Genomic DNA, 19815 nt, shown 5'->3' with positions numbered 1-19815 from the left:
CTTATCGGCCATCACTCCCAAAGGAATAGCCCTGATGAAAGCCGTGCTGTGCAAAGAATTCGGCCCCGCCGAATCGCTGGTGCTGGAAGACGTCGCCAGCCCCGTCGTGAAGAAGAACGAAGTGCTGCTGGACGTGCACGCCGCCGGGGTGAATTTTCCTGATACGTTGATCATCGAAGGCAAATATCAATTCAAGCCGCCCTTCCCGTTTTCCCCCGGCGGCGAAGCAGCGGGCGTCGTCCGCGAGGTGGGAGAAAAGGTCAGTCACCTGAAAGTCGGTGACCGAGTCATGGCGCTGACCGGCTGGGGCAGTTTCGCCGAACAGGTGGCAGTCCCGGGCTACAACGTGCTGCCCATTCCCGCCGCCATGGAATTCAACACCGCCGCCGCTTTCAGCATGACCTACGGCACCTCGATGCATGCCCTCAAGCAACGTGCCAACCTGCAACCGGGTGAAACCCTGCTGGTGCTCGGTGCCTCCGGCGGCGTCGGCCTGGCGGCGGTGGAAATCGGCAAGGCCATGGGCGCCCGGGTGATCGCCGCCGCCAGCAGCGCGGAAAAACTCGCGGTAGCCAAGGCCGCCGGCGCCGACGAACTGATCAACTACACCGAAACCAGCCTCAAGGATGAAATCAAGCGCCTCACCGACGGCCAGGGCGCCGACGTGATCTACGACCCGGTGGGCGGCGACCTGTTCGACCAGGCGGTCCGCGCCATCGCCTGGAACGGCCGGCTGCTGGTGGTCGGCTTCGCCAGCGGGCGCATTCCCGAGCTGCCGGTGAACCTGGCCTTGCTCAAGGGCGCTGCCGTGGTAGGCGTGTTCTGGGGCTCGTTCGCCCAACGCCAGCCGCAGGACAACGCCGCCAACTTCCAACAACTGTTTGGCTGGTTCGCCGAAGGCAAGTTGAAACCGTTGGTGTCGCAGGTCTATCCGTTGAGCAACGCCGCCCAGGCGATCAATGACCTGGGGCAGCGCAAGGCGGTGGGCAAGGTGGTTGTGCAGGTTCGCTGAAACCCCTACGGGTAAAAAGGGCCAGAGCCACCGATGAGGTGGCTCTGGCCCTTTTTCTTTGTGACTGCTCTGCTCCGTTCTGCAATGCCCATCAGCCATAAATACAAGCCGGCCGGGTAGTAGATAGTTACCGCACTCCCGTCGAAAAATTAGGGGAACCTGTTTCGCCTGCACAGCACGCGCAGCAGCGAGTGCTTTTTACTAGCGACACCAATCGGACATGGATAAGTCATATGGATAACGCGGATACATATTTGGGACCGCATATACAGTTAGGCCCAGGCTCATACGAAATACCGCCCATCCCGATAACAGGGCGAAGGTTACCGGACTTCAACACTGGAGGTTTTATAGCGTGGGGGCTGAACGATGGGCCTCATAGAGGGACCGGTAGAAGCTCAAAAAGACACAACGCGTCTATTCCCTACGCATGGGATGACATGTTGAGAGAACGGATAGCCAATAGTGAATCCATCGATGCAGAATATAGCAACACTTTTATAAAACTGACCGAAACCACCACACAAGAACTCGATCAGATAAAAAGATCCGCATTAGGTGATCGCCAGCTTTCGCCGTTTGAAAAAGTAATTACAGAACAGCAGGCGACGGCAAGAGCCCTTCAAGCCAAAGAGTCGGACTATCAAGCACGCACCACAAGCGCCTACTCGCTCTACGGCCAGAATCCATTTTTTCTAATGAAGGAATTGTCCTTCAAGAAAATAATGGACAGCCTACAGACCTCCCCTCCGAATATTGCAGTCGCTTACGCCGCCATAGATGATGCGTACCGATCGGCGTTAGAGTTAAAGCGACTTTCCCTGCAAAAAGACATTCTCGCTGGACAATTGGAGCAGTCATCCCAGACAGCCGAGCAGTTCCTCACTGGCACCCAAGCTGAAAAAAACAACTCAACAACCACCCTTGATGCCAAGCTCAGATTTATCAACCAAGAAAAAAACATCCATCTCCAACTTCTGCCTGAATTTCTGCTGAAGAAAGTTTCATCGCTGCTGGGGGTAACAACCGGCTTGCCCCTTTCTCAACTGTTAAGAAATCACAAGACAATCGTAACCCAAATCATCACAACCGAGCGGGCAGCTATCGCTGCCTATGCAAAAGCCAATCCGAACATCAAGCCGCCACTCAGCAAGCCCGAACTCGAAGCACTTAATAACCTGGTTGTTCTACAAGAAAAGACAAAGCTGGGAAAGCGATGGCAGGACTACCATGCCTCCCTTCTGCATTCAGAATCCGTTCAACATCTAACAAGAACAGCAAATACATTTGCCAGCCTTATAGACCGCGCTCAATCGGCCGAACGCGTGAAAGAACAGCTTCGTGTTGCAGCCGAGCAGATAGAACAGGCACGAAAGCAAGCGCAAGCCCGAGCGATGGCGCAACAAGCTGAACAAGAACGAAAACAGAAAATTGCGTCCGCATTGGCGGGGCATTTCAACGAATTGCTCCATCAGTTCAACCACGCCCAGCCCCAAGACGTCGACCAACAATTGACCTCGATGCGACAAAAACACCGGGAACTGGCCGCCGCGCATCAAGACGCAACCAAGGCTGCGCTTTCGGCGGGGGACCTTTCCGATTCATCAAGGAGTAGCTCTCGCGAGGCCTCGCTGCGTAAGGAACAAGCAGATATCGATGCAGTCTTTCGGTCGAAATACCGTATCGAAAATATTTCGCTACCCACCTTCAACGGTGCGATGACTTCGGCGCGACCGCTGATCACTGCTCCTGACGGCCTGATTGCCGGATATGAAGATTCCCCTTTCTCCCTACAAGGCGCCATTGATCTACTTCAAAAAGCGAGAGTCGCCGTATCGGGAGGACCTCTGGCGGCACTCGGAGTAGCAGTGTCTTACTCCACGCCAATTGCCAACGGTGAACTGCAGCGCAATCCGGTGGTGATCAGCATTCCTTTATCTCAAGTGGCGGAGGAACTCCAGTTAATTTCAGGCGCTAGCGTCGCGCATCTACCGTTTCGGGTTGTGTCATCGGTTAGAGGAGAACACAGCCAATTTTACCTTTCACCCACCGGCAAAAATCTATCCGATAAAATCAGGATCAGGAACGTATCACTTGATCCGCAAACAAATCTCTACACATTCATAACAGAAGGCGCTCTTCCCCGAACGCTGACCTGGACGCCGGATGTCCCTCCAGGAAACAATCATCTGGGCTCAACCGAATCGCCTGCAACGCAGCCGGAGATCAGGATTCTTCCCGGGGCCAGGATTACTCAGATAGAAGGGAGAGCAGACGATCACCCGGCCTGTGATGACGCCGACATTGATGATTATGTGCTGGTTTTCCCGATGGAATCGGGGATCAAGCCAGTCTATGTCATGGCGAGTCGGACCGGGCCGCGATATGAACCGGGTACGGTGACTGGATCAGGTCAGGAGGTAGGAAGGAACTGGCTAGGGAGTACTGAGCAAGGCCTTGGTGCTCCCATACCTGGTGAGATAGCTAGTCTCCTTCGGGGCCAGGACTTCAAAGACTTTGGCAGCTTTCGAGAAGAATTTTGGAGGTCAGTAGCAAATGATGAAAAATTGGCAGTGCAGTTCAGTCGATCTAATTTAAGATTAATGCGTAACGGCGCTGCACCTTTTACTCGCCCTGACGACCACGTAGGAGAACGGAACAAATTCGAAATTCATCACATACAATCAATTTCCCAGGGTGGCGCAGTATACGACCTTGACAATCTAAGCATCACGACACCCAAAGAGCACATTGAGATCCACAAAAAAGGAACTAACCTATGATACTCAAAGAAAGAATCGAGGATTATACAGAAGCAGAGTTTCTATCATTCCTTCACGAATTTTTTGACGACAACAGCGAGCTTACCGGCGACCAGCTGGGTGAATATATCAGCAGACTTTCAAAGCATTTTGAGCAAATTACTGAGCACCCAGAAAAATCGGCACTTATTTTCTATCCTCAACAAGGTAGGGAAGATAGCCCGGAAGGAATCTTAAGTGAAGTTAAGAGATGGCGAAAACAAAACGGTAAACCCGGCTTCAAGCCCGAATGAGCAAAGGCGTCATCGCCACCGGCAATGACGCGCCATAACTCGGCTAAAGCAACGCACGAATCTCCTCCGGCAACATTTTCACATATCGCGATGCGGGAAACGTTCCGCAGCGCTGCAGGATCGAGGGCAGCAGCCGGTTGAATCGAGCGATCATTGCCAGGCGCTCGGCTTCGGGCAGTTGTTTGACAAAAAATACGTTGGACAGGTAGCTGCGCGTGTAATGGAAGGGAAGCAGGTCCTGCACATGCAGATCGCTGGCATAGGAGGTGATGACCGAGCATCGCCAGGTCTTGATCCATTTATTGGTATCAATCGGTGCGTCGTCCAGACGAAATTCGAACGGTGCCACGACATTGACTTGGGCGGGATGCTTGTCATCAACCGTCCAGGGCTTGAACCGCCAATCAATCAGCGCTTCTCGAACGGCCTCGGCAAACTCCGGATGGTCGCTGTGCAGAATCGCGACCTCATTGACACGACCATCGGCGTGTACCGTGAAGCCGGCCCTGACCGCTCCCATGACCCCTGCCCGGCTCAGAGCTGTCGGATATCCTGGCTTGGGGTTGTTCTCTGGCACCAATACCATTCCCTCCGCCCAGCTCGACCCAGACAGACACAATAACAACATCGCAGCAAACCACCTCATAACCCACCCTTTTGAATGCCTGACCCGGCAAAACGTAAAGGGTAAAGGCCGCGCCTTTTGGGTTGAATGGCGATACCTCTCATTTGGTTGAAGGACGTTTCCCTACTTTCCTGTCATGAAAGCATCGGGAGAACACCAGCCATGAAGATTCCTACAGCGCCCCCAACGTATGCCTGAGCGACATGTTCACTTAAGAACACCATCCATCGAAATTTCCGCTGTTTATGCGACAACGAGCGATGCTATTTTCGGTAATGAAACTGTAACATTCGCATCCGCAGTCAAAACAAGAAATCTGGAGCCCTTGAATGTTTGCTTTCTTTCGTCCCGCCGCACATCAGGCTCCATTGCCTGAAGAAAAAATAGACAGCACCTATCGGCGCCTTCGCTGGCAGATCTTCGCCGGCATTTTTATTGGTTATGCCGGTTACTACCTGCTGCGCAAAAATTTTACCTTGGCATTTCCGGATCTGATCGCCCAAGGCTATACAAAGGGCCAGCTGGGGGTGGCGATATCGGCAATCGCGATCGCCTACGGTCTTTCCAAGTTCCTGATGGGCATCGTGTCCGACCGCTCCAACCCGCGTTATTTCCTGCCTTTTGGCCTGATAGTGTCAGCCGGAGTGATGTTCATTTTCGGTTTCGCACCGTGGGCAACCTCAAGCGTGACCATGATGTTCATCCTGTTGTTCATCAACGGCTGGGCGCAAGGCATGGGCTGGCCACCAAGCGGACGCACCATGGTGCACTGGTGGTCGCAGAAAGAACGCGGCGGTGTGGTTTCGGTATGGAACACCGCCCATAACGTCGGCGGCGGCTTGATCGGCCCGCTGGCAATACTTGGCATGGGCTGGTTCAACGACTGGCACAGCAAGTTCTACGTACCGGCAGCGGTGGCTTTGCTGGTCGCTGTATTTGCCTTCATCGTCATGCGCGATACGCCCCAATCGACAGGCTTGCCGCCCATCGAGAAATACAAAAACGATTACCCGGAAGGCTACGATGCCAGCCACGAAGAAGAATTCAGCGCCAGGGACATCTTCGTCAAATACGTGCTGCGCAACAAAATGCTCTGGTTCATCGCGCTGGCCAACGTTTTCGTCTACCTGTTGCGCTATGGCATTCTGGACTGGGCACCGACCTATCTCAAAGAGGTCAAGCACTTCGATTTCGACAAGACGTCCTGGGCTTACTTCCTGTACGAGTGGGCCGGCATTCCCGGCACGCTGCTATGCGGGTGGATGTCGGACAAGGTCTTCCGGGGCAACCGCGGCCTGACGGGCATGGTATTCATGGCATTGGTGACCGTCGCAACAATCATCTACTGGCTGAATCCGCCGGGTAACCCGATGGTCGACATGATCTCGCTGTTCGCGATTGGCTTCCTGATTTATGGCCCGGTCATGCTGGTAGGTCTGCAGGCCTTGGAACTGGTGCCCAAGAAAGCAGCAGGTACGGCTGCCGGCTTCACCGGTCTGTTTGGTTATCTGGGTGGCTCAGTCGCAGCCAGCGCCATGATGGGCTACACGGTGGACTATTTCGGCTGGGATGGCGGCTTCATCCTGCTGGTCGGTGCCTGCCTGCTGGCCATGGCATTCCTCGCGCCAACCTTGCGGCACAAGCAAATCGCCAGTCAGAGCCGCGACGCGATCGCCTGATCCAGCGCTGATTTGCAGCGCTTGAGCCGCGCCTCCAGATTACGGTCTGGCATGGCGTGGCTGCGCAGGGCGTGGATGGTCTGCTCGACATAATCGCGAGTCGTGCCATAACGCCCGCAGGCGCTTTCGAACACCTGGCTCAGCACATGATCCGGCAGATTGCCGGCATAGCTGGGCAGGTGTCGCTCCAAGACAAAACCCAAGGCCTGAACCCGATTGCCATCTTCCAGCCGACAGCTGAGCCAGTGCGGCCGATAGGACGGCACGGGCATCTCGCGCTGCCACAGGGCCAACAGCGAATCCTGCAGGTTTTCTTCCGGCAACCGGTAGGCGAAACCGCTGCACGAGCCGCCGCGATCCAGCCCGAACACCAGCCCTGGCAATTCCGGGGTGCCACGGTGTTCATGGGACCACAGATACAACCCGCGATGATAACCGTGCACTCGCCCGCGCATACGCTCCACCGCCGTGCATTCGGGCCGCCAGATCAACGAGCCGTAGGCGAACAGCCAGACTGGGCCGCCCTGGTGCAGGCTCATCGTCGAGTGCATCGATGCAAGCAGTTGTTCCCGGGTCAGCTGTGGCCCCAACTCGAGTCTTGGCGGATACAGCGCGCAGGTGATGGCGGATTCGATAGCGGTCATGGCCGGTAGCGGATGGCTCCTCGTTGATTGTGAATGGCTTGGCAACGCCAAGGTGCTGGCGCTTCATGGAACGAAGGCAAGTTAGATGCCATCGGGCTTCCATATACGTTATCGGTATCTAGCTGACAGAACTAAATACCGAAACGAAATATGGGCCGTTATATCGATCGGCATTCGTTCTTGTGGCGAGGCAGCTTGCTCCCGCTGGACTGCGCAGCAGTCCCAGATGAGGCGGTCGCTGCGCAACCGAGCGGGAGCAAGCTCCCTCGCCACAAAGAGCTCACCGAGTCTGGTTTGGACGAACGCGGTTCAAGCCCGCGGCGCGTACGCAAACACATCGGCACGCATCTGATGAGCATCCATCCCGGCCTCCACCAGCGCATCAAGCGTGGCGTAGATCATCGCTGGTGAGCCGCTGGCGTAGACGTGGACGCTGGAAAGATCGCTGATGTCTTCGCACACGGCTTCATGGAGCATCCCGCAGCGCCCTTCCCAGCCGCACAAGTCGCTGACGACTTTGTGCAGGAACAGGTTCGGCAGTTTTTTCCACTCCTCCCAATGCTCGATTTCATAGAAATCCTCCGGCCGCCGCACGCCCCAATACAAATGCACCGGGTATTTGAAACCGGCGGCCCGGCAGTGCTCGATCAGGCTGTGCATCTGCGCCATGCCGGTTCCAGCGGCGATCAGCACCAGCGGGCCATCCGGCAACTCGGACAAGTGGGTATCACCGAACGGCATTTCGATGCGCACGGTAGGATTGCGCCGCAGTTGCTCCAGCAGCGCCAGCGCACTGCTTTCGCGCGCCAGTACATGTAGCTGCAGGTCCCGCCCCGAATGCGGCGCCGAGGCCAGGGAGAACGCCGATTTTTCGCCGTTCTCGCGCTCGATCATCAAGTATTGCCCAGCGTGATAGCGCGGCGGCTTGCCCGCCGGCGCCCGCAGGCGCACCCGCCAGACATCGCCGCCGACGTCACTGCATTCGGTAACCTGGCACGCCAGGTTGCGCACCGGCAGTTCACCCGGCGCCAGCACGCCATCCCAGAGCACCACGCAATCCTCCAGCGGCTCGGCAATGCAGGTGAAGATCTCGCCGTGATCACGCACCTCACCGGCCTGCGTCACGCGACCTTCTACCAGGAGCGCGCCACAGACGTGGCAATTGCCATTGCGGCAGCTCTGCGGACATTCGTAGCCCAGGCGCCGGGCGCCATCGAGAATCCGCTCCGCCGGCTGTATCTCCAGCACCGCGCCGGAAGGCTGCAAGGTTACACGCATCAATCTATTCCTAACTGATTCCAGATGGCATCGATCCGTTGGGTAACGGCTTCATCCTTGACGATAACCCGGCCCCATTCACGGGTGGTTTCACCGGGCCATTTATGCGTGGCATCGAGCCCCATCTTCGACCCCAGGCCGGACACCGGCGAGGCGAAGTCGAGGTAGTCGATCGGCGTATTCTCGATCATCACCGTGTCGCGCTTGGGGTCCATGCGCGTAGTGATGGCCCAGATCACGTCGTTCCAGTCCCGTGCGTTGATATCGTCATCAGTGACAATAACGAACTTGGTGTACATGAATTGTCGTAAAAACGACCAGACGCCCAACATCACCCGCTTGGCATGCCCCGGATACGACTTCTTCATGGTCACCACGGCCATGCGGTACGAGCAGCCTTCCGGTGGCAGGTAGAAGTCGGTGATCTCCGGGAACTGCTTTTGCAGGATCGGCACGAACACTTCGTTCAGCGCCACGCCGAGGATAGCCGGCTCATCGGGTGGACGTCCGGTGTAGGTGCTGTGGTAGATCGGCTTGATCCGATGGGTGATGCGCTCGACGGTGAACACCGGGAAGCTGTCCACCTCGTTGTAATAACCGGTGTGGTCGCCGTAAGGACCTTCATCGGCCATTTCGCCGGGGTGGATCACGCCTTCGAGAATGATCTCGGCGGTGGCCGGCACTTGCAGGTCGTTGCCACGGCATTTCACCAGCTCGGTGCGGTTGCCCCGCAGCAGGCCGGCGAAGGCATATTCGGAAAGGCTGTCCGGCACGGGCGTGACGGCGCCAAGGATAGTCGCCGGATCCGCGCCCAGGGCCACCGAAACCGGGAACGGCTGGCCAGGGTGTTTTTCGCACCACTCACGATAATCCAGCGCGCCACCCCGATGGCTCAGCCAGCGCATGATGACCTTGTTGCGGCCAATCACCTGCTGGCGGTAGATACCGAGGTTCTGGCGATCCTTGTTCGGCCCTTTGGTGACGGTCAGGCCCCAGGTGATCAGCGGCCCCACGTCGCCCGGCCAGCAGGTCTGCACCGGCAGCATGGCGAGGTCGACAGCGTCGCCCTCGATCACCACTTCCTGGCAGATCGCGTCCTTGACGACTTTCGGCGCCATGGAAATGATCTTGCGGAAAATCGGCAGCTTCGACCAGGCGTCCTTCAGGCCCTTCGGCGGCTCCGGCTCCTTGAGGAACGCCAGCAGCTTGCCGATCTCGCGCAGTTCGCTGACAGCTTCGGCCCCCATGCCCAGGGCTACACGCTCCGGTGTGCCGAACAGATTGCCCAGCACCGGGATGTCATAGCCGGTCGGATTTTCGAACAGCAGCGCCGGGCCCTTTGCCCGCAGGGTGCGGTCGCAGACCTCGGTCATCTCCAGCACTGGGGACACCGGCACCTGGATGCGCTTGAGTTCGCCGCGCTGTTCCAGACCGCTGATAAAGTCGCGCAAGTCGCGATACTGCATGCAAAGCCTCATGGTGACCGTGGCGTTCGGGGGCCCGAGTTTAACGCCGCCCGTTCGCAATAGTGAATGCACAGACAGCAAAAAGCCGGGTTTCCCCGGCTCTTGCTGGCCTGCTCGACTTACTTGCGCTTCATCGACAGGAAGAACTCATCGTTGGTCTTGGTCGTTTTCAGCTTGTCGACCAGGAACTCGATGGCCGCCACTTCATCCATCGGATGCAGCAGCTTGCGCAGGATCCACATGCGCTGCAACTCGTCATCGGCCGTCAGCAATTCTTCGCGACGGGTACCGGAACGGTTGATGTTGATGGCCGGGAACACACGTTTCTCGGCGATGCGACGGTCCAGGGGCAGTTCCATGTTGCCGGTACCCTTGAACTCCTCGTAGATCACTTCGTCCATCTTCGAGCCGGTTTCAACCAGCGCAGTGGCGATGATGGTCAGCGAGCCGCCTTCTTCGATGTTCCGTGCGGCACCGAAGAAACGCTTCGGTTTCTCCAGGGCGTGGGCATCGACACCACCGGTCAATACCTTGCCGGAGCTCGGGATCACGGTGTTGTAGGCACGGGCCAGACGGGTGATGGAATCGAGCAGGATCACCACGTCCTTCTTGTGTTCGACCAGGCGCTTGGCCTTCTCGATCACCATTTCGGCAACCTGCACGTGACGGGTCGGCGGCTCGTCGAACGTCGAGGCGACCACCTCGCCGCGCACGGTGCGCTGCATCTCGGTCACTTCTTCCGGACGCTCGTCGATCAGCAGCACGATCAGATGAACTTCAGGATTGTTACGGGCGATGTTGGCCGCGATGTTCTGCAGCATGATCGTCTTGCCCGCTTTCGGCGGCGCCACGATCAGACCGCGCTGGCCTTTGCCGATAGGTGCGCACAGGTCGATGACACGACCGGTGAGGTCTTCGGTGGAACCGTTGCCGGCTTCCATCTTCATGCGCACGGTCGGGAACAGCGGGGTCAGGTTCTCGAAGAGAATCTTGTTCTTCGCGTTTTCCGGACGGTCAAAGTTGATCGTATCGACCTTGAGCAGCGCGAAGTAACGCTCGCCTTCCTTTGGAGGGCGGATCTTGCCAACGATGGTGTCACCGGTGCGCAAGTTGAAGCGACGGATCTGGCTCGGCGAGACGTAGATATCGTCCGGGCCGGCGAGGTAGGAAGCGTCCGCGGAGCGGAGGAAGCCGAAGCCGTCCTGGAGAATCTCCAGCACGCCATCACCGGAGATTTCCTCGCCGCTTTTTGCGTGCTTCTTGAGCAGGGAGAAAATCACGTCCTGCTTGCGCGAACGGGCCATATTTTCTATGCCCATCTGTTCGGCCAATTCGAGCAGTTCGGTAATCGGCTTTTGCTTGAGTTCAGTCAGATTCATATAGGAATGACGTAATCATTTATGGAGGGGGGAAATTAAGCTTTTGGCTTAATGAGGCCGCGCCGCAGAGAAGGCGACAGGATCGCGTACTTGTTCGAAAGGAGAGCGTCGGCGACGGCTTGCAGGGGGCAATGGAGAAACCAGTGCGGGGCCGAATGTAACACCTCGATTTACGAGCGTCTAGCCCTGGATAACGAAAAAGCCCCGCGATTTGCGGGGCTTTTGGCAGAACATTCGACGCTTAGATGTTGGCGTCGAGGAAAGCTGCCAGTTGCGACTTCGACAGCGCGCCGACCTTGGTGGCCTCGACGTTGCCGTTTTTGAACAGCATCAGGGTCGGGATACCACGCACGCCGTGCTTGGCCGGGGTTTCCTGGTTTTCGTCGATGTTCAGCTTGGCGACGGTCAGTTTGCCCTTGTAGGTCTCGGCAATTTCGTCCAGGACCGGAGCGATCATTTTGCAAGGACCGCACCACTCAGCCCAATAGTCGACCAGCACTGCGCCTTCGGCCTTGAGTACGTCAGCTTCGAAGCTAGCGTCGCTAACGTGTTTGATCAGATCGCTGCTCATGGAAATCTCCGGGGTAATCAGCAAAAAAACGTGGCCCATCATAGCTGCCCTTCCCAGGTTCAGGAAGCCGCAGTTGATTGAGTCTCGCTATGGAGATTGATGGCTTTGGGTATGGCCCGCTTCATGAAGCGGCCGGTGCGATGAATGAGATACCGGTACGCAACGCCGCATTACGTACATGTTCCTGCATGGTTTTTTGCGCCGAAACCGATGCCCGGCGGGCCAGGGCGCGAAGGATCTTGCGATGTTCCTGCCACGTCTCCATCGCCCGCTCCGCCCTGATGAACGGTAGTTTCTGGCTTTCCAGGAAGATATCGGCGCTGGCGGTGAGAATGCCCAGCATCGCCTGGTTGCCACTGGCCAGCAGGATCCGCCGGTGGAACTCGAAATCGAGCCGCGCCGCCGCGTCGAAATCCCCCGCTTTCAACTCTCGGCGCATGGCCTCGACATTGTCATCCAGGTCATCGAGCTCATCGGCGCTCAACGTGACGGCCGCCAACCCGGCCGCGAACCCCTCAAGGGCATAACGCAACTGAAAGATATCCACCGGCGAGGCCTGCGCGGCGAAGGGCCAACCCGGCGTTGGTTCGCTGCGTGGGGCTTGCGCCGGCGATTGCACGAATACCCCCCTGCCCGGCTGCACGCTGATCATGCCCAAGGCACTGAGCGATGAAAGCGCCTCGCGCAGTGAGGCCCGGCTCACCCCCAGCTGCAAGGCCAGGTCCCGTTGTGACGGCAGCGCATCCCCCGGGCCGAAACCTTGATCGGCGATCAGCTTGCGGATGCCTTGCAGGGCGACTTCCGGAACGGCACGAGAAATGGAATTCATGGTTTTTCAGGGAAACCGAGTCAATGAGCGGCTAGTTGTAAAGCTATTCGAAGCCCTCGGCAAGTCGTGCCCCAGCAGGGTTCGGCGGCTTGTATCAACGCTCGATAAAGGTGCGAAACGCGACGCAACTGTTCAGACCAGTCAGACCGATGCCCGCCAGCAAAATCGCGGCTTTGGTGGATCAGCAAGGCCTTTGGCATGGCCTGTGCTCTGTCCGATCAGAGAAATCACATCATCGACTGCGGAGATTCACCATGATCCAGCGTTGCAGCGTCCTGCTCACTGCCCTGTTTGCCAGCCTGATGCTTTGCCAATTGCCCGCCCACGCTGATGGCCTGGAAGACGTGGTCAAGCGCGGTACGCTCAAGGTTGCGGTGCCTCAGGATTTTCCACCGTTCGGCTCCGTGGGTCCGGACATGAAGCCACGCGGCCTGGACATCGATACGGCGAAACTGCTTGCCGACCAGCTCAAGGTCAAGCTTGAACTGACGCCCGTCAACAGCACCAACCGCATTCCATTCCTGACCACTGGCAAGGTCGACCTGGTGATTTCCAGCCTGGGCAAGAACCCCGAGCGTGAAAAAGTCATCGACTTCTCCAGCGCCTACGCGCCGTTCTACCTGGCCGTATTCGGCCCGCCTGATGCCGCCATCAACGGCCTGGACGACCTCAAGGGCAAGACCATCAGCGTCACCCGTGGCGCCATCGAAGACATCGAGCTGAGCAAGGTCGCCCCCGAAGGCACCACCATCAAGCGCTTCGAAGACAACAACTCGACCATCGCCGCCTACCTGGCCGGCCAGGTGGACCTGATCGCCAGCGGCAACGTGGTGATGGTCGCCATCAGCGAGCGCAACCCCAAGCGCGTTCCGGCGTTGAAAGTGAAACTCAAGGACTCGCCGGTGTACGTGGGCGTGAACAAGAACGAGCCGGCGCTGCTGGACAAGGTCAACCAGATCCTCGCTACCGCCAAGACCGATGGCAGCCTGGAAAAAAATTCCCAGACCTGGCTCAAGCAGCCACTGCCGGCCGACCTCTGACCGTCGCTTGAGAGGCTGAGCATGGCTTATCAGTTCGATTTCCTGCCGGTGGTGCAAAACACCGAGCTGCTGTTGCGCGGCGCGCTGTTCACCCTTGAACTGACGGCCATCGGCGCGTTGCTCGGGGTCGGCCTGGGCATCGTCGGGGCGGTGGTTCGGGCGTGGAATATCCGTCCGTTCGCGGCGATATTCGGCGTGTACGTGGAACTGATCCGCAACACGCCGTTCCTGGTCCAGTTGTTTTTCATCTTCTTCGGCTTGCCGTCCCTGGGCCTGCAGATTTCCGAGTGGCAGGCGGCGGTGCTGGCGATGGTGATCAACCTCGGCGCGTATTCCACCGAGATCATCCGGGCCGGCATCCAGGCTATTCCGCGAGGGCAACTGGAAGCCGCAGCGGCACTCGCGATGAGCCGCTTCGAAGCGTTCCGCCACGTAATCTTGCTGCCGGCACTGGGCAAGGTCTGGCCGGCGCTGAGCAGCCAGATCATCATCGTGATGCTCGGCTCCGCCGTCTGTTCGCAGATCGCCACCGAAGAGCTGAGCTTCGCCGCCAATTTCATTCAGTCGCGCAATTTCCGCGCGTTCGAAACCTACGCGCTGACGACGCTGATCTACCTGTGCATGGCGCTGTTGATCCGCCAGTTTCTCAACTGGGTCGGGCGTCGCTACATTGCCAGGAGCAGCCAATGAGCGATTTCACTTTCTGGGACGTGGTGCGCAACCTGCTCACCGGCCTGCAATGGACCCTGGCGCTGTCGCTGGTGGCGTTTATCGGCGGCGGTGCGATCGGCTTGCTGGTGATGGTGCTGCGCATCTCCAAACGCGCCCTGCCGCGTAATGTCGCCCGGACCTATATCGAGCTGTTCCAGGGCACGCCGCTGTTGATGCAGTTGTTCCTGGTGTTCTTTGGCGTGGCCCTGGCCGGGGTGGAAATTTCCCCCTGGATGGCGGCGGCGATTGCCCTGACGCTGTTTACCAGTGCCTACCTGGCGGAGATCTGGCGCGGTTGCGTCGAGTCGATTTCCAACGGTCAATGGGAAGCGTCCGCGAGCCTGGCACTCAACCCGCTGGAACAGTTGCGCTACGTGATCCTGCCCCAGGCCCTGCGGATTGCCGTGGCGCCGACCGTGGGCTTCTCCGTGCAGGTGGTCAAGGGCACGGCCGTAACGTCGATCATCGGCTTTACCGAACTGACCAAAACCGGCGGCATGCTCGCCAATGCCACGTTCGAGCCGTTCATGGTCTACGGCCTGGTGGCCCTCGGTTATTTCCTCCTTTGTTACCCCTTGTCCCTCAGCGCGCGCTACCTGGAAAGGAGACTGCATGCCTCTGCTTAGAATTTCCGCCCTGCATAAGTACTACGGCGATCACCACGTGCTCAAAGGCATCGACCTGAGCGTCGAGGAAGGCCAGGTGGTGGCGATCATCGGCCGCAGCGGTTCGGGGAAATCCACCTTGCTGCGCACCCTCAACGGTCTCGAATCGATCAACGACGGCGTGATCGAAGTCGATGGCGAGTACCTCGACGCGGCACGCGCCGACCTGCGCAGCCTGCGCCAGAAAGTCGGGATGGTGTTCCAGCAATTCAATTTGTTCCCGCACCTGACGGTCGGCGAGAACGTGATGCTCGCGCCACAAGTCGTGCAAAAAGTGCCCAAGGCCAAGGCGGCCGAGCTGGCGCGGCAGATGCTGGAGCGGGTCGGGCTCGGCGAGAAATTCGATGCCTTCCCGGACCGTTTGTCCGGCGGCCAACAGCAACGGGTAGCGATTGCCCGAGCCCTGGCGATGTCGCCGAAGGTGCTGCTGTGCGATGAAATCACCTCGGCCCTGGACCCGGAGCTGGTCAATGAAGTGCTCAGCGTGGTGCGGCAATTGGCCAAGGAAGGCATGACGCTGATCATGGTCACCCATGAAATGCGCTTTGCCCGGGAGGTGGGGGACAAGCTGGTGTTCATGCACCAGGGCAAGGTGCATGAAGTGGGGGACCCGAAGGTACTGTTCGCCGATCCGCAGACGGCCGAGCTGGCGAACTTCATCGGGACGGTGGAGCCTGCCTGAACTTTGCTGGCAAGACCTTCTGTGGCGAGGGAGCTTGCTCCCGCTCGACTGCGCAGCAGTCGCAGGCCCTGCCAGCCGGTTTATTCCTGATGTATAGGGTTGATTCATTTGGGGCTGCTGCGCAGCCCAGCGGGAGCAAGCTCCCTCGCCACAGAAGCCAAGCCAAGCTGCTCTGGGTCAGTGGTTTGGATCAGGCGCGTTGGCGTAAGCGATCGATCGTGGCAGGATGGCAAGGTTATCGACCGAGACTTTTTGACCATGCCGCTATCCCAAGCCAAGAATCTGTCCCTGATCGCTGCCATAGACCTGGGCTCCAACAGCTTTCACATGGTCGTCGCCAAGGCCCAGAACGGGGAAATCCGCATTCTTGAGCGACTCGGCGAGAAGGTCCAGCTGGCCGCCGGTATCGACGAAGAACGTCAACTGAGCGAAGAATCCATCCAGCGCGGCCTCGACTGCCTCAAACGGTTTGCCCAACTGATCAACGGCATGCCCCTGGGCGCGGTGCGCATCGTCGGCACCAATGCCCTGCGCGAGGCGCGCAACCGCGGCGAATTCATCCGGCGCGCCGAAGAGATCCTCGGCCATCCGGTGGAAGTCATCTCCGGCCGTGAAGAGGCCCGCCTGATCTACCTGGGTGTTTCCCACACCCTGGCGGACACCCCGGGCAAGCGCCTGGTGGCGGACATCGGCGGCGGCAGTACCGAATTCATCATCGGCCAGCGCTTCGAACCACTGTTGCGCGAAAGCCTGCAGATGGGTTGCGTCAGCTTCACTCAGCGCTACTTCCGCGACGGCAAGATCACCCCGGCCCGCTACGCCCAGGCCTACACGGCGGCGCGCCTGGAAATCATGAGCATCGAGCACGCGCTGCACCGCCTGACCTGGGATGAAGCCATCGGCTCCTCGGGCACCATTCGCGCCATCGGCCTGGCACTCAAGGCTGGCGGCCATGGCAGCGGCGAGGTCAACGCCGAAGGCCTGGCCTGGCTCAAGCGCAAAGTGTTCAAGCTGGGCGAATCGGACAAGATCGACTTCGAAGGCATCAAGCCTGATCGCCGGGCGATTTTCCCGGCGGGCCTGGCGATTCTCGAGGCGATTTTTGACGCCCTCGAGCTGCAACGCATGGATCACTGCGAAGGTGCCCTGCGTGAGGGCGTGCTCTACGACCTCCTGGGGCGCCATCATCACGAAGACGTCCGCGAGCGCACCCTCGGCTCGCTCATGGAGCGTTACCACGTCGACCAGGAACAGGCGGCGCGGGTCGAGCGCAAGGCCCTCCACGCGTTCGACCAGGTGGCCGACGACTGGGACCTGAACGACGGTGTCTGGCGCGAACTGCTGGGCTGGGCCGCTAAAGTTCACGAAGTCGGCCTGGACATCGCCCACTACCATTACCACAAGCACGGCGCCTACCTGATCGAGCACTCGGACCTGGCGGGTTTCTCTCGCGAGGACCAGCAGATGCTTGCGCTACTGGTGCGTGGTCACCGGCGCAATATTCCCAAGGATAAATTCGCCGAGTTCGGCGATGACGGCATCAAGCTGATCCGCTTGTGCGTGCTGTTGCGCTTCGCAATCCTCTTCCACCACATCCGCGGCACCCAGGAAATGCCCCAGGTAACCCTGCATGCCAATGGTGATCAACTGGATGTGATATTCCCGGACGGCTGGCTGGAAGAAAACCAACTGACCCAGGCCGACTTCGCCCAGGAAGCGGAATGGCTGACCCGGGTCGGGATTGTGCTGAATATCCACTGATCGGCACCACGGCACGCTCCCCCGTGGCGAGGGAGCTTGCTCCCGCTCGACTGCGCAGCAGTCGCAGGATCTGCCTGAAATGGAAGTTTTCCTGATACACCGAGCTGAATGGCTTCAGGGCTGCTGCGCCCGAAGCGTCGGACCGACCCAGCGGGAGCAAGCTCCCTCGCCACGAAAAGCCGATCCGGCCTCCAGGCGTTAACGAACCGCCAACACCGGGCTGCTAAGCCGATCCAGCAAGGTCGCCTGGGCACTGCGCGGGTTCTGGTTGCCGGTCGGCGTGTTGCGGATGTAACGGCCGTCCGACTGCAGGCTCCAACTGTGGGTGTTGTCGGTGAGGTAGCTTTCCAGCTCTTTCTTGACCCGCAGGATCAGCTTCTTGCCCTCCACCGGGAAGCAGGTCTCGACGCGCTTGTCGAGGTTGCGCTCCATCCAGTCGGCACTGGAGAGGAACATTTGCTCCTCGCCGCCATTGAGGAAATAGAACACCCGCGTGTGCTCCAGGAAGCGCCCGATGATCGAGCGCACATGGATGTTGTGGGACACCCCAGGAATGCCTGGCCGCAGGCAGCACATGCCGCGTACCACCAGGTCGATGCGCACGCCCGACTGGCTGGCCTTGTAGAGCGCGCGAATGATCTTCGGATCAGTCAGCGAGTTGAATTTGGCGATGATGTGCGCGGGCTTGCCGTCCAGGGCGAACTGGGTTTCCCGGGCGATCATGTCGAGCATGCCCTTTTTCAGGGTGAACGGCGCATGCAGCAATTTTTTCATGCGCAGCGTCTTGCCCATGCCGATCAGTTGGCTGAACAGCTTGCCGACGTCCTCGCACAGCGCATCATCCGAGGTCAGCAGGCTGTAGTCGGTATACAGCCGAGCGTTGGCGGCGTGATAGTTGCCGGTGCCCAAGTGCGCGTAGCGCACAATCTCGCCGGCCTCGCGCCGCAGGATGAGCATCATCTTGGCGTGGGTCTTGTAGCCAACCACGCCGTAGATCACCACCGCGCCGGCCGCTTGCAGGCGGCTGGCCAGTTGCAGGTTGGATTCTTCGTCGAAACGCGCGCGCAATTCGATCACTGCGGTGACTTCCTTGCCGTTTCGCGCCGCGTCCACCAGGGCGTCGACGATCTCCGAGTTGGCGCCGCTGCGGTACAACGTCTGGCGCACCGCCAATACGTGGGGATCCTTGGCGGCCTGGCGCAGCAAGTCGACCACCGGCGTGAACGACTCGAAGGGGTGCAGCAGGAGGATGTCCTGCTTGCTGACCACACTGAAAATGTTCTCGCTGTTCTGCAGCAGTTTCGGAATCTGCGGCGTAAACGGCGAGTACTGAAGCTCCGGATGGCTGTCCAGGCCGGTGATGCTGAACAGTCGCGTCAGGTTCACCGGACCATTGACCTGATACAGCTCGGTCTCGTGCAGGTTGAACTGCTTGAGCAAGTAGTCGGACAGGTGTTTCGGACAGGTGTCGGCCACTTCCAGGCGCACCGCATCGCCGTAACGGCGGGAGAACAGCTCGCCGCGCAGGGCGCGGGCCAGGTCTTCGACGTCCTCGGTGTCCACCGACAGGTCGGCGTTACGGGTCAGGCGGAACTGGTAGCAGCCCTTGACCTTCATGCCCTGGAACAGGTCATCGGCATGGGCGTGGATCATTGACGACAGGAACACATAGTTGTCGCCAGGCCCGCCGACATCTTCCGGCACGCGAATGATGCGCGGCAGCAGGCGCGGCGCCGGAATGATCGCCAGGCCGGAATCGCGGCCAAAGGCGTCGATGCCTTCCAGCTCGACGATGAAGTTCAGGCTCTTGTTTACCAGCAATGGAAACGGGTGCGTCGGGTCGAGGCCGATCGGGGTAATGATCGGGGCGATCTCGTCGCGGAAGTAACGGCGTACCCAGGTCTTGAGCTTGGTCGTCCAGTAGCGGCGACGGATGAAGCGGACCTGATGTTTTTCCAGCTCCGGCAGCAGGATGTCGTTGAGGATCGCGTACTGGCGGTCAACGTGGCCGTGTACCAGCTCGCTGATGCGCGCCAGGGCCTGGTGCGGTTGCAAGCCATCGGCACCGGCCTGCTCGCGGGCGAAGGTGATCTGTTTTTTCAGGCCGGCGACGCGAATCTCGAAGAACTCGTCCAGGTTGCTGGAAAAGATCAGCAAAAACTTCAGCCGCTCCAGCAGTGGATAGGACTCATCCAGTGCCTGCTCCAGCACGCGGATGTTGAATTGCAGTTGCGACAGCTCGCGATGGATGTACAGGCTGCTGTCATCCAGGTTGGTGATCGCGATCGCCGGAGCAGGGGCCGGCTCGGGCACGGCCGCTGGAGCCGACTCCAGCTCCGGCGGCGTTTCGGCGGCTTGCTCGACCACGGGCTGAGCGTCTTTTACGGCAACTTCTGTGAGTCCTTCGGTATTCATCGC

At 59.1% G+C, this 19815-nt stretch carries 17 protein-coding genes; 9 read left to right on the top strand and 8 right to left on the bottom strand.

Annotation, left to right across the window (positions count from 1 at the left end; genetic code table 11):
• Positions 1–34: 34 nt before the first annotated feature.
• The 3 genes from J3P89_RS00855 to J3P89_RS00845 all read left to right on the top strand — a co-directional run bounded on the left by J3P89_RS00855 (position 35) and on the right by J3P89_RS00845 (position 4067).
• Positions 35–1012 carry an NADPH:quinone oxidoreductase family protein gene (locus J3P89_RS00855; protein WP_434571022.1) on the top strand — a complete coding sequence of 326 codons (978 nt, stop codon included), beginning with the start codon at positions 35–37 and terminating at the stop codon, positions 1010–1012.
• Between the two features lie 440 nt (positions 1013–1452).
• Positions 1453–3795 (top strand): S-type pyocin domain-containing protein, encoded by a 2343-nt coding sequence (locus tag J3P89_RS00850; protein ID WP_434696469.1) that lies wholly within the window; start codon positions 1453–1455, stop codon positions 3793–3795.
• Positions 3792–4067, top strand: a complete 276-nt coding sequence (locus J3P89_RS00845) for a bacteriocin immunity protein (RefSeq protein ID WP_434696468.1) — start codon at positions 3792–3794, stop codon at positions 4065–4067. Before J3P89_RS00850 ends, J3P89_RS00845 begins: the two co-directional genes overlap by 4 nt.
• A gap of 43 nt (positions 4068–4110) precedes the next feature.
• Here the strand turns inward: J3P89_RS00845 and J3P89_RS00840 are convergent, their stop codons facing one another.
• Positions 4111–4653 (bottom strand): energy transducer TonB, encoded by a 543-nt coding sequence (locus J3P89_RS00840; protein WP_434696467.1) that lies wholly within the window; start codon positions 4651–4653, stop codon positions 4111–4113.
• A 368-nt stretch (positions 4654–5021) separates the two neighbouring features.
• Here J3P89_RS00840 and glpT point away from each other — a divergent pair, with 368 nt between their 5' ends.
• Positions 5022–6371: a glycerol-3-phosphate transporter gene (glpT, locus tag J3P89_RS00835; RefSeq protein WP_434627207.1), complete on the top strand. Its 1350-nt coding sequence runs from the start codon at positions 5022–5024 to the stop codon at positions 6369–6371.
• Here the strand turns inward: glpT and J3P89_RS00830 are convergent.
• The 6 genes from J3P89_RS00830 to J3P89_RS00805 form a co-directional block, all read right to left on the bottom strand.
• The gene (locus tag J3P89_RS00830; protein ID WP_434602199.1) at positions 6347–7015 is read right to left on the bottom strand and encodes a gamma-glutamylcyclotransferase; all 669 of its coding nucleotides are present in this window, start codon (positions 7013–7015) and stop codon (positions 6347–6349) included. The genes glpT and J3P89_RS00830 overlap by 25 nt on opposite strands.
• 309 nt (positions 7016–7324) lie before the next feature.
• Positions 7325–8293 (bottom strand): CDP-6-deoxy-delta-3,4-glucoseen reductase, encoded by a 969-nt coding sequence (locus tag J3P89_RS00825; RefSeq protein WP_434571016.1) that lies wholly within the window; start codon positions 8291–8293, stop codon positions 7325–7327.
• Positions 8293–9759, bottom strand: coding sequence for a 4-hydroxy-3-polyprenylbenzoate decarboxylase (gene ubiD / locus J3P89_RS00820; RefSeq protein ID WP_434571014.1), 1467 nt, complete (start codon positions 9757–9759; stop codon positions 8293–8295). The genes J3P89_RS00825 and ubiD overlap by 1 nt, the downstream gene beginning before the upstream one ends.
• A 119-nt stretch (positions 9760–9878) precedes the next feature.
• Positions 9879–11138 carry a transcription termination factor Rho gene (rho, locus tag J3P89_RS00815; protein WP_003206716.1) on the bottom strand — a complete coding sequence of 420 codons (1260 nt, stop codon included), beginning with the start codon at positions 11136–11138 and terminating at the stop codon, positions 9879–9881.
• 241 nt (positions 11139–11379) lie between these two features.
• Positions 11380–11709, bottom strand: a complete 330-nt coding sequence (gene trxA / locus J3P89_RS00810) for a thioredoxin TrxA (protein WP_003206727.1) — start codon at positions 11707–11709, stop codon at positions 11380–11382.
• 121 nt (positions 11710–11830) lie between these two features.
• On the bottom strand, positions 11831–12538 hold the full coding sequence (locus J3P89_RS00805) for a FadR/GntR family transcriptional regulator (RefSeq protein WP_434696465.1): 708 nt from the start codon (positions 12536–12538) through the stop codon (positions 11831–11833).
• Between the two features lie 254 nt (positions 12539–12792).
• On the opposite strand from J3P89_RS00805, the gene J3P89_RS00800 reads away from it, so the two are divergent.
• The 5 genes from J3P89_RS00800 (at position 12793) to ppx (ending at position 17397) form a co-directional block, all read left to right on the top strand.
• Positions 12793–13578, top strand: coding sequence for a transporter substrate-binding domain-containing protein (locus J3P89_RS00800; protein ID WP_434571010.1), 786 nt, complete (start codon positions 12793–12795; stop codon positions 13576–13578).
• A 21-nt stretch (positions 13579–13599) separates the two neighbouring features.
• Positions 13600–14268, top strand: a complete 669-nt coding sequence (locus tag J3P89_RS00795) for an amino acid ABC transporter permease (RefSeq protein ID WP_434696464.1) — start codon at positions 13600–13602, stop codon at positions 14266–14268.
• On the top strand, positions 14265–14915 hold the full coding sequence (locus J3P89_RS00790) for an amino acid ABC transporter permease (protein ID WP_434696463.1): 651 nt from the start codon (positions 14265–14267) through the stop codon (positions 14913–14915). Before J3P89_RS00795 ends, J3P89_RS00790 begins: the two co-directional genes overlap by 4 nt.
• A complete protein-coding gene (locus J3P89_RS00785; RefSeq protein WP_039590243.1) occupies positions 14902–15636 on the top strand; it encodes an amino acid ABC transporter ATP-binding protein in 735 nt (244 codons plus the stop codon). The genes J3P89_RS00790 and J3P89_RS00785 overlap by 14 nt, the downstream gene beginning before the upstream one ends.
• Positions 15637–15894: 258 nt before the next feature.
• Positions 15895–17397, top strand: coding sequence for an exopolyphosphatase (ppx, locus tag J3P89_RS00780; RefSeq protein ID WP_434627199.1), 1503 nt, complete (start codon positions 15895–15897; stop codon positions 17395–17397).
• Positions 17398–17595: 198 nt separating this feature from the next.
• Here the strand turns inward: ppx and ppk1 are convergent, their stop codons facing one another.
• Positions 17596–19812, bottom strand: coding sequence for a polyphosphate kinase 1 (ppk1, locus tag J3P89_RS00775; protein ID WP_434602202.1), 2217 nt, complete (start codon positions 19810–19812; stop codon positions 17596–17598).
• Positions 19813–19815 lie beyond the last annotated feature (3 nt).

Source organism: Pseudomonas sp. Z1-14, assembly GCF_051132005.1.
Lineage (GTDB): Bacteria > Pseudomonadota > Gammaproteobacteria > Pseudomonadales > Pseudomonadaceae > Aquipseudomonas.
The sequence above is the reverse complement of the archived record's forward strand: the minus strand, read 5'-3'. Positions and strand labels throughout refer to the sequence as shown.

What these genes read in the sequence shown, in the direction of transcription:
- J3P89_RS00855 (WP_434571022.1), top strand. Translation starts at nt 35, where the DNA reads ATGAAAGCCGTGCTGTGCAAAGAATTCGGCCCCGCCGAATCGCTGGTG.
- J3P89_RS00850 (WP_434696469.1), top strand. Translation starts at nt 1,453, where the DNA reads ATGTTGAGAGAACGGATAGCCAATAGTGAATCCATCGATGCAGAATAT.
- J3P89_RS00845 (WP_434696468.1), top strand. Translation starts at nt 3,792, where the DNA reads ATGATACTCAAAGAAAGAATCGAGGATTATACAGAAGCAGAGTTTCTA.
- J3P89_RS00840 (WP_434696467.1), bottom strand. Translation starts at nt 4,653, where the DNA reads ATGGTATTGGTGCCAGAGAACAACCCCAAGCCAGGATATCCGACAGCT.
- glpT (WP_434627207.1), top strand. Translation starts at nt 5,022, where the DNA reads ATGTTTGCTTTCTTTCGTCCCGCCGCACATCAGGCTCCATTGCCTGAA.
- J3P89_RS00830 (WP_434602199.1), bottom strand. Translation starts at nt 7,015, where the DNA reads ATGACCGCTATCGAATCCGCCATCACCTGCGCGCTGTATCCGCCAAGA.
- J3P89_RS00825 (WP_434571016.1), bottom strand. Translation starts at nt 8,293, where the DNA reads ATGCGTGTAACCTTGCAGCCTTCCGGCGCGGTGCTGGAGATACAGCCG.
- ubiD (WP_434571014.1), bottom strand. Translation starts at nt 9,759, where the DNA reads ATGCAGTATCGCGACTTGCGCGACTTTATCAGCGGTCTGGAACAGCGC.
- rho (WP_003206716.1), bottom strand. Translation starts at nt 11,138, where the DNA reads ATGAATCTGACTGAACTCAAGCAAAAGCCGATTACCGAACTGCTCGAA.
- trxA (WP_003206727.1), bottom strand. Translation starts at nt 11,709, where the DNA reads ATGAGCAGCGATCTGATCAAACACGTTAGCGACGCTAGCTTCGAAGCT.
- J3P89_RS00805 (WP_434696465.1), bottom strand. Translation starts at nt 12,538, where the DNA reads ATGAATTCCATTTCTCGTGCCGTTCCGGAAGTCGCCCTGCAAGGCATC.
- J3P89_RS00800 (WP_434571010.1), top strand. Translation starts at nt 12,793, where the DNA reads ATGATCCAGCGTTGCAGCGTCCTGCTCACTGCCCTGTTTGCCAGCCTG.
- J3P89_RS00795 (WP_434696464.1), top strand. Translation starts at nt 13,600, where the DNA reads ATGGCTTATCAGTTCGATTTCCTGCCGGTGGTGCAAAACACCGAGCTG.
- J3P89_RS00790 (WP_434696463.1), top strand. Translation starts at nt 14,265, where the DNA reads ATGAGCGATTTCACTTTCTGGGACGTGGTGCGCAACCTGCTCACCGGC.
- J3P89_RS00785 (WP_039590243.1), top strand. Translation starts at nt 14,902, where the DNA reads ATGCCTCTGCTTAGAATTTCCGCCCTGCATAAGTACTACGGCGATCAC.
- ppx (WP_434627199.1), top strand. Translation starts at nt 15,895, where the DNA reads ATGCCGCTATCCCAAGCCAAGAATCTGTCCCTGATCGCTGCCATAGAC.
- ppk1 (WP_434602202.1), bottom strand. Translation starts at nt 19,812, where the DNA reads ATGAATACCGAAGGACTCACAGAAGTTGCCGTAAAAGACGCTCAGCCC.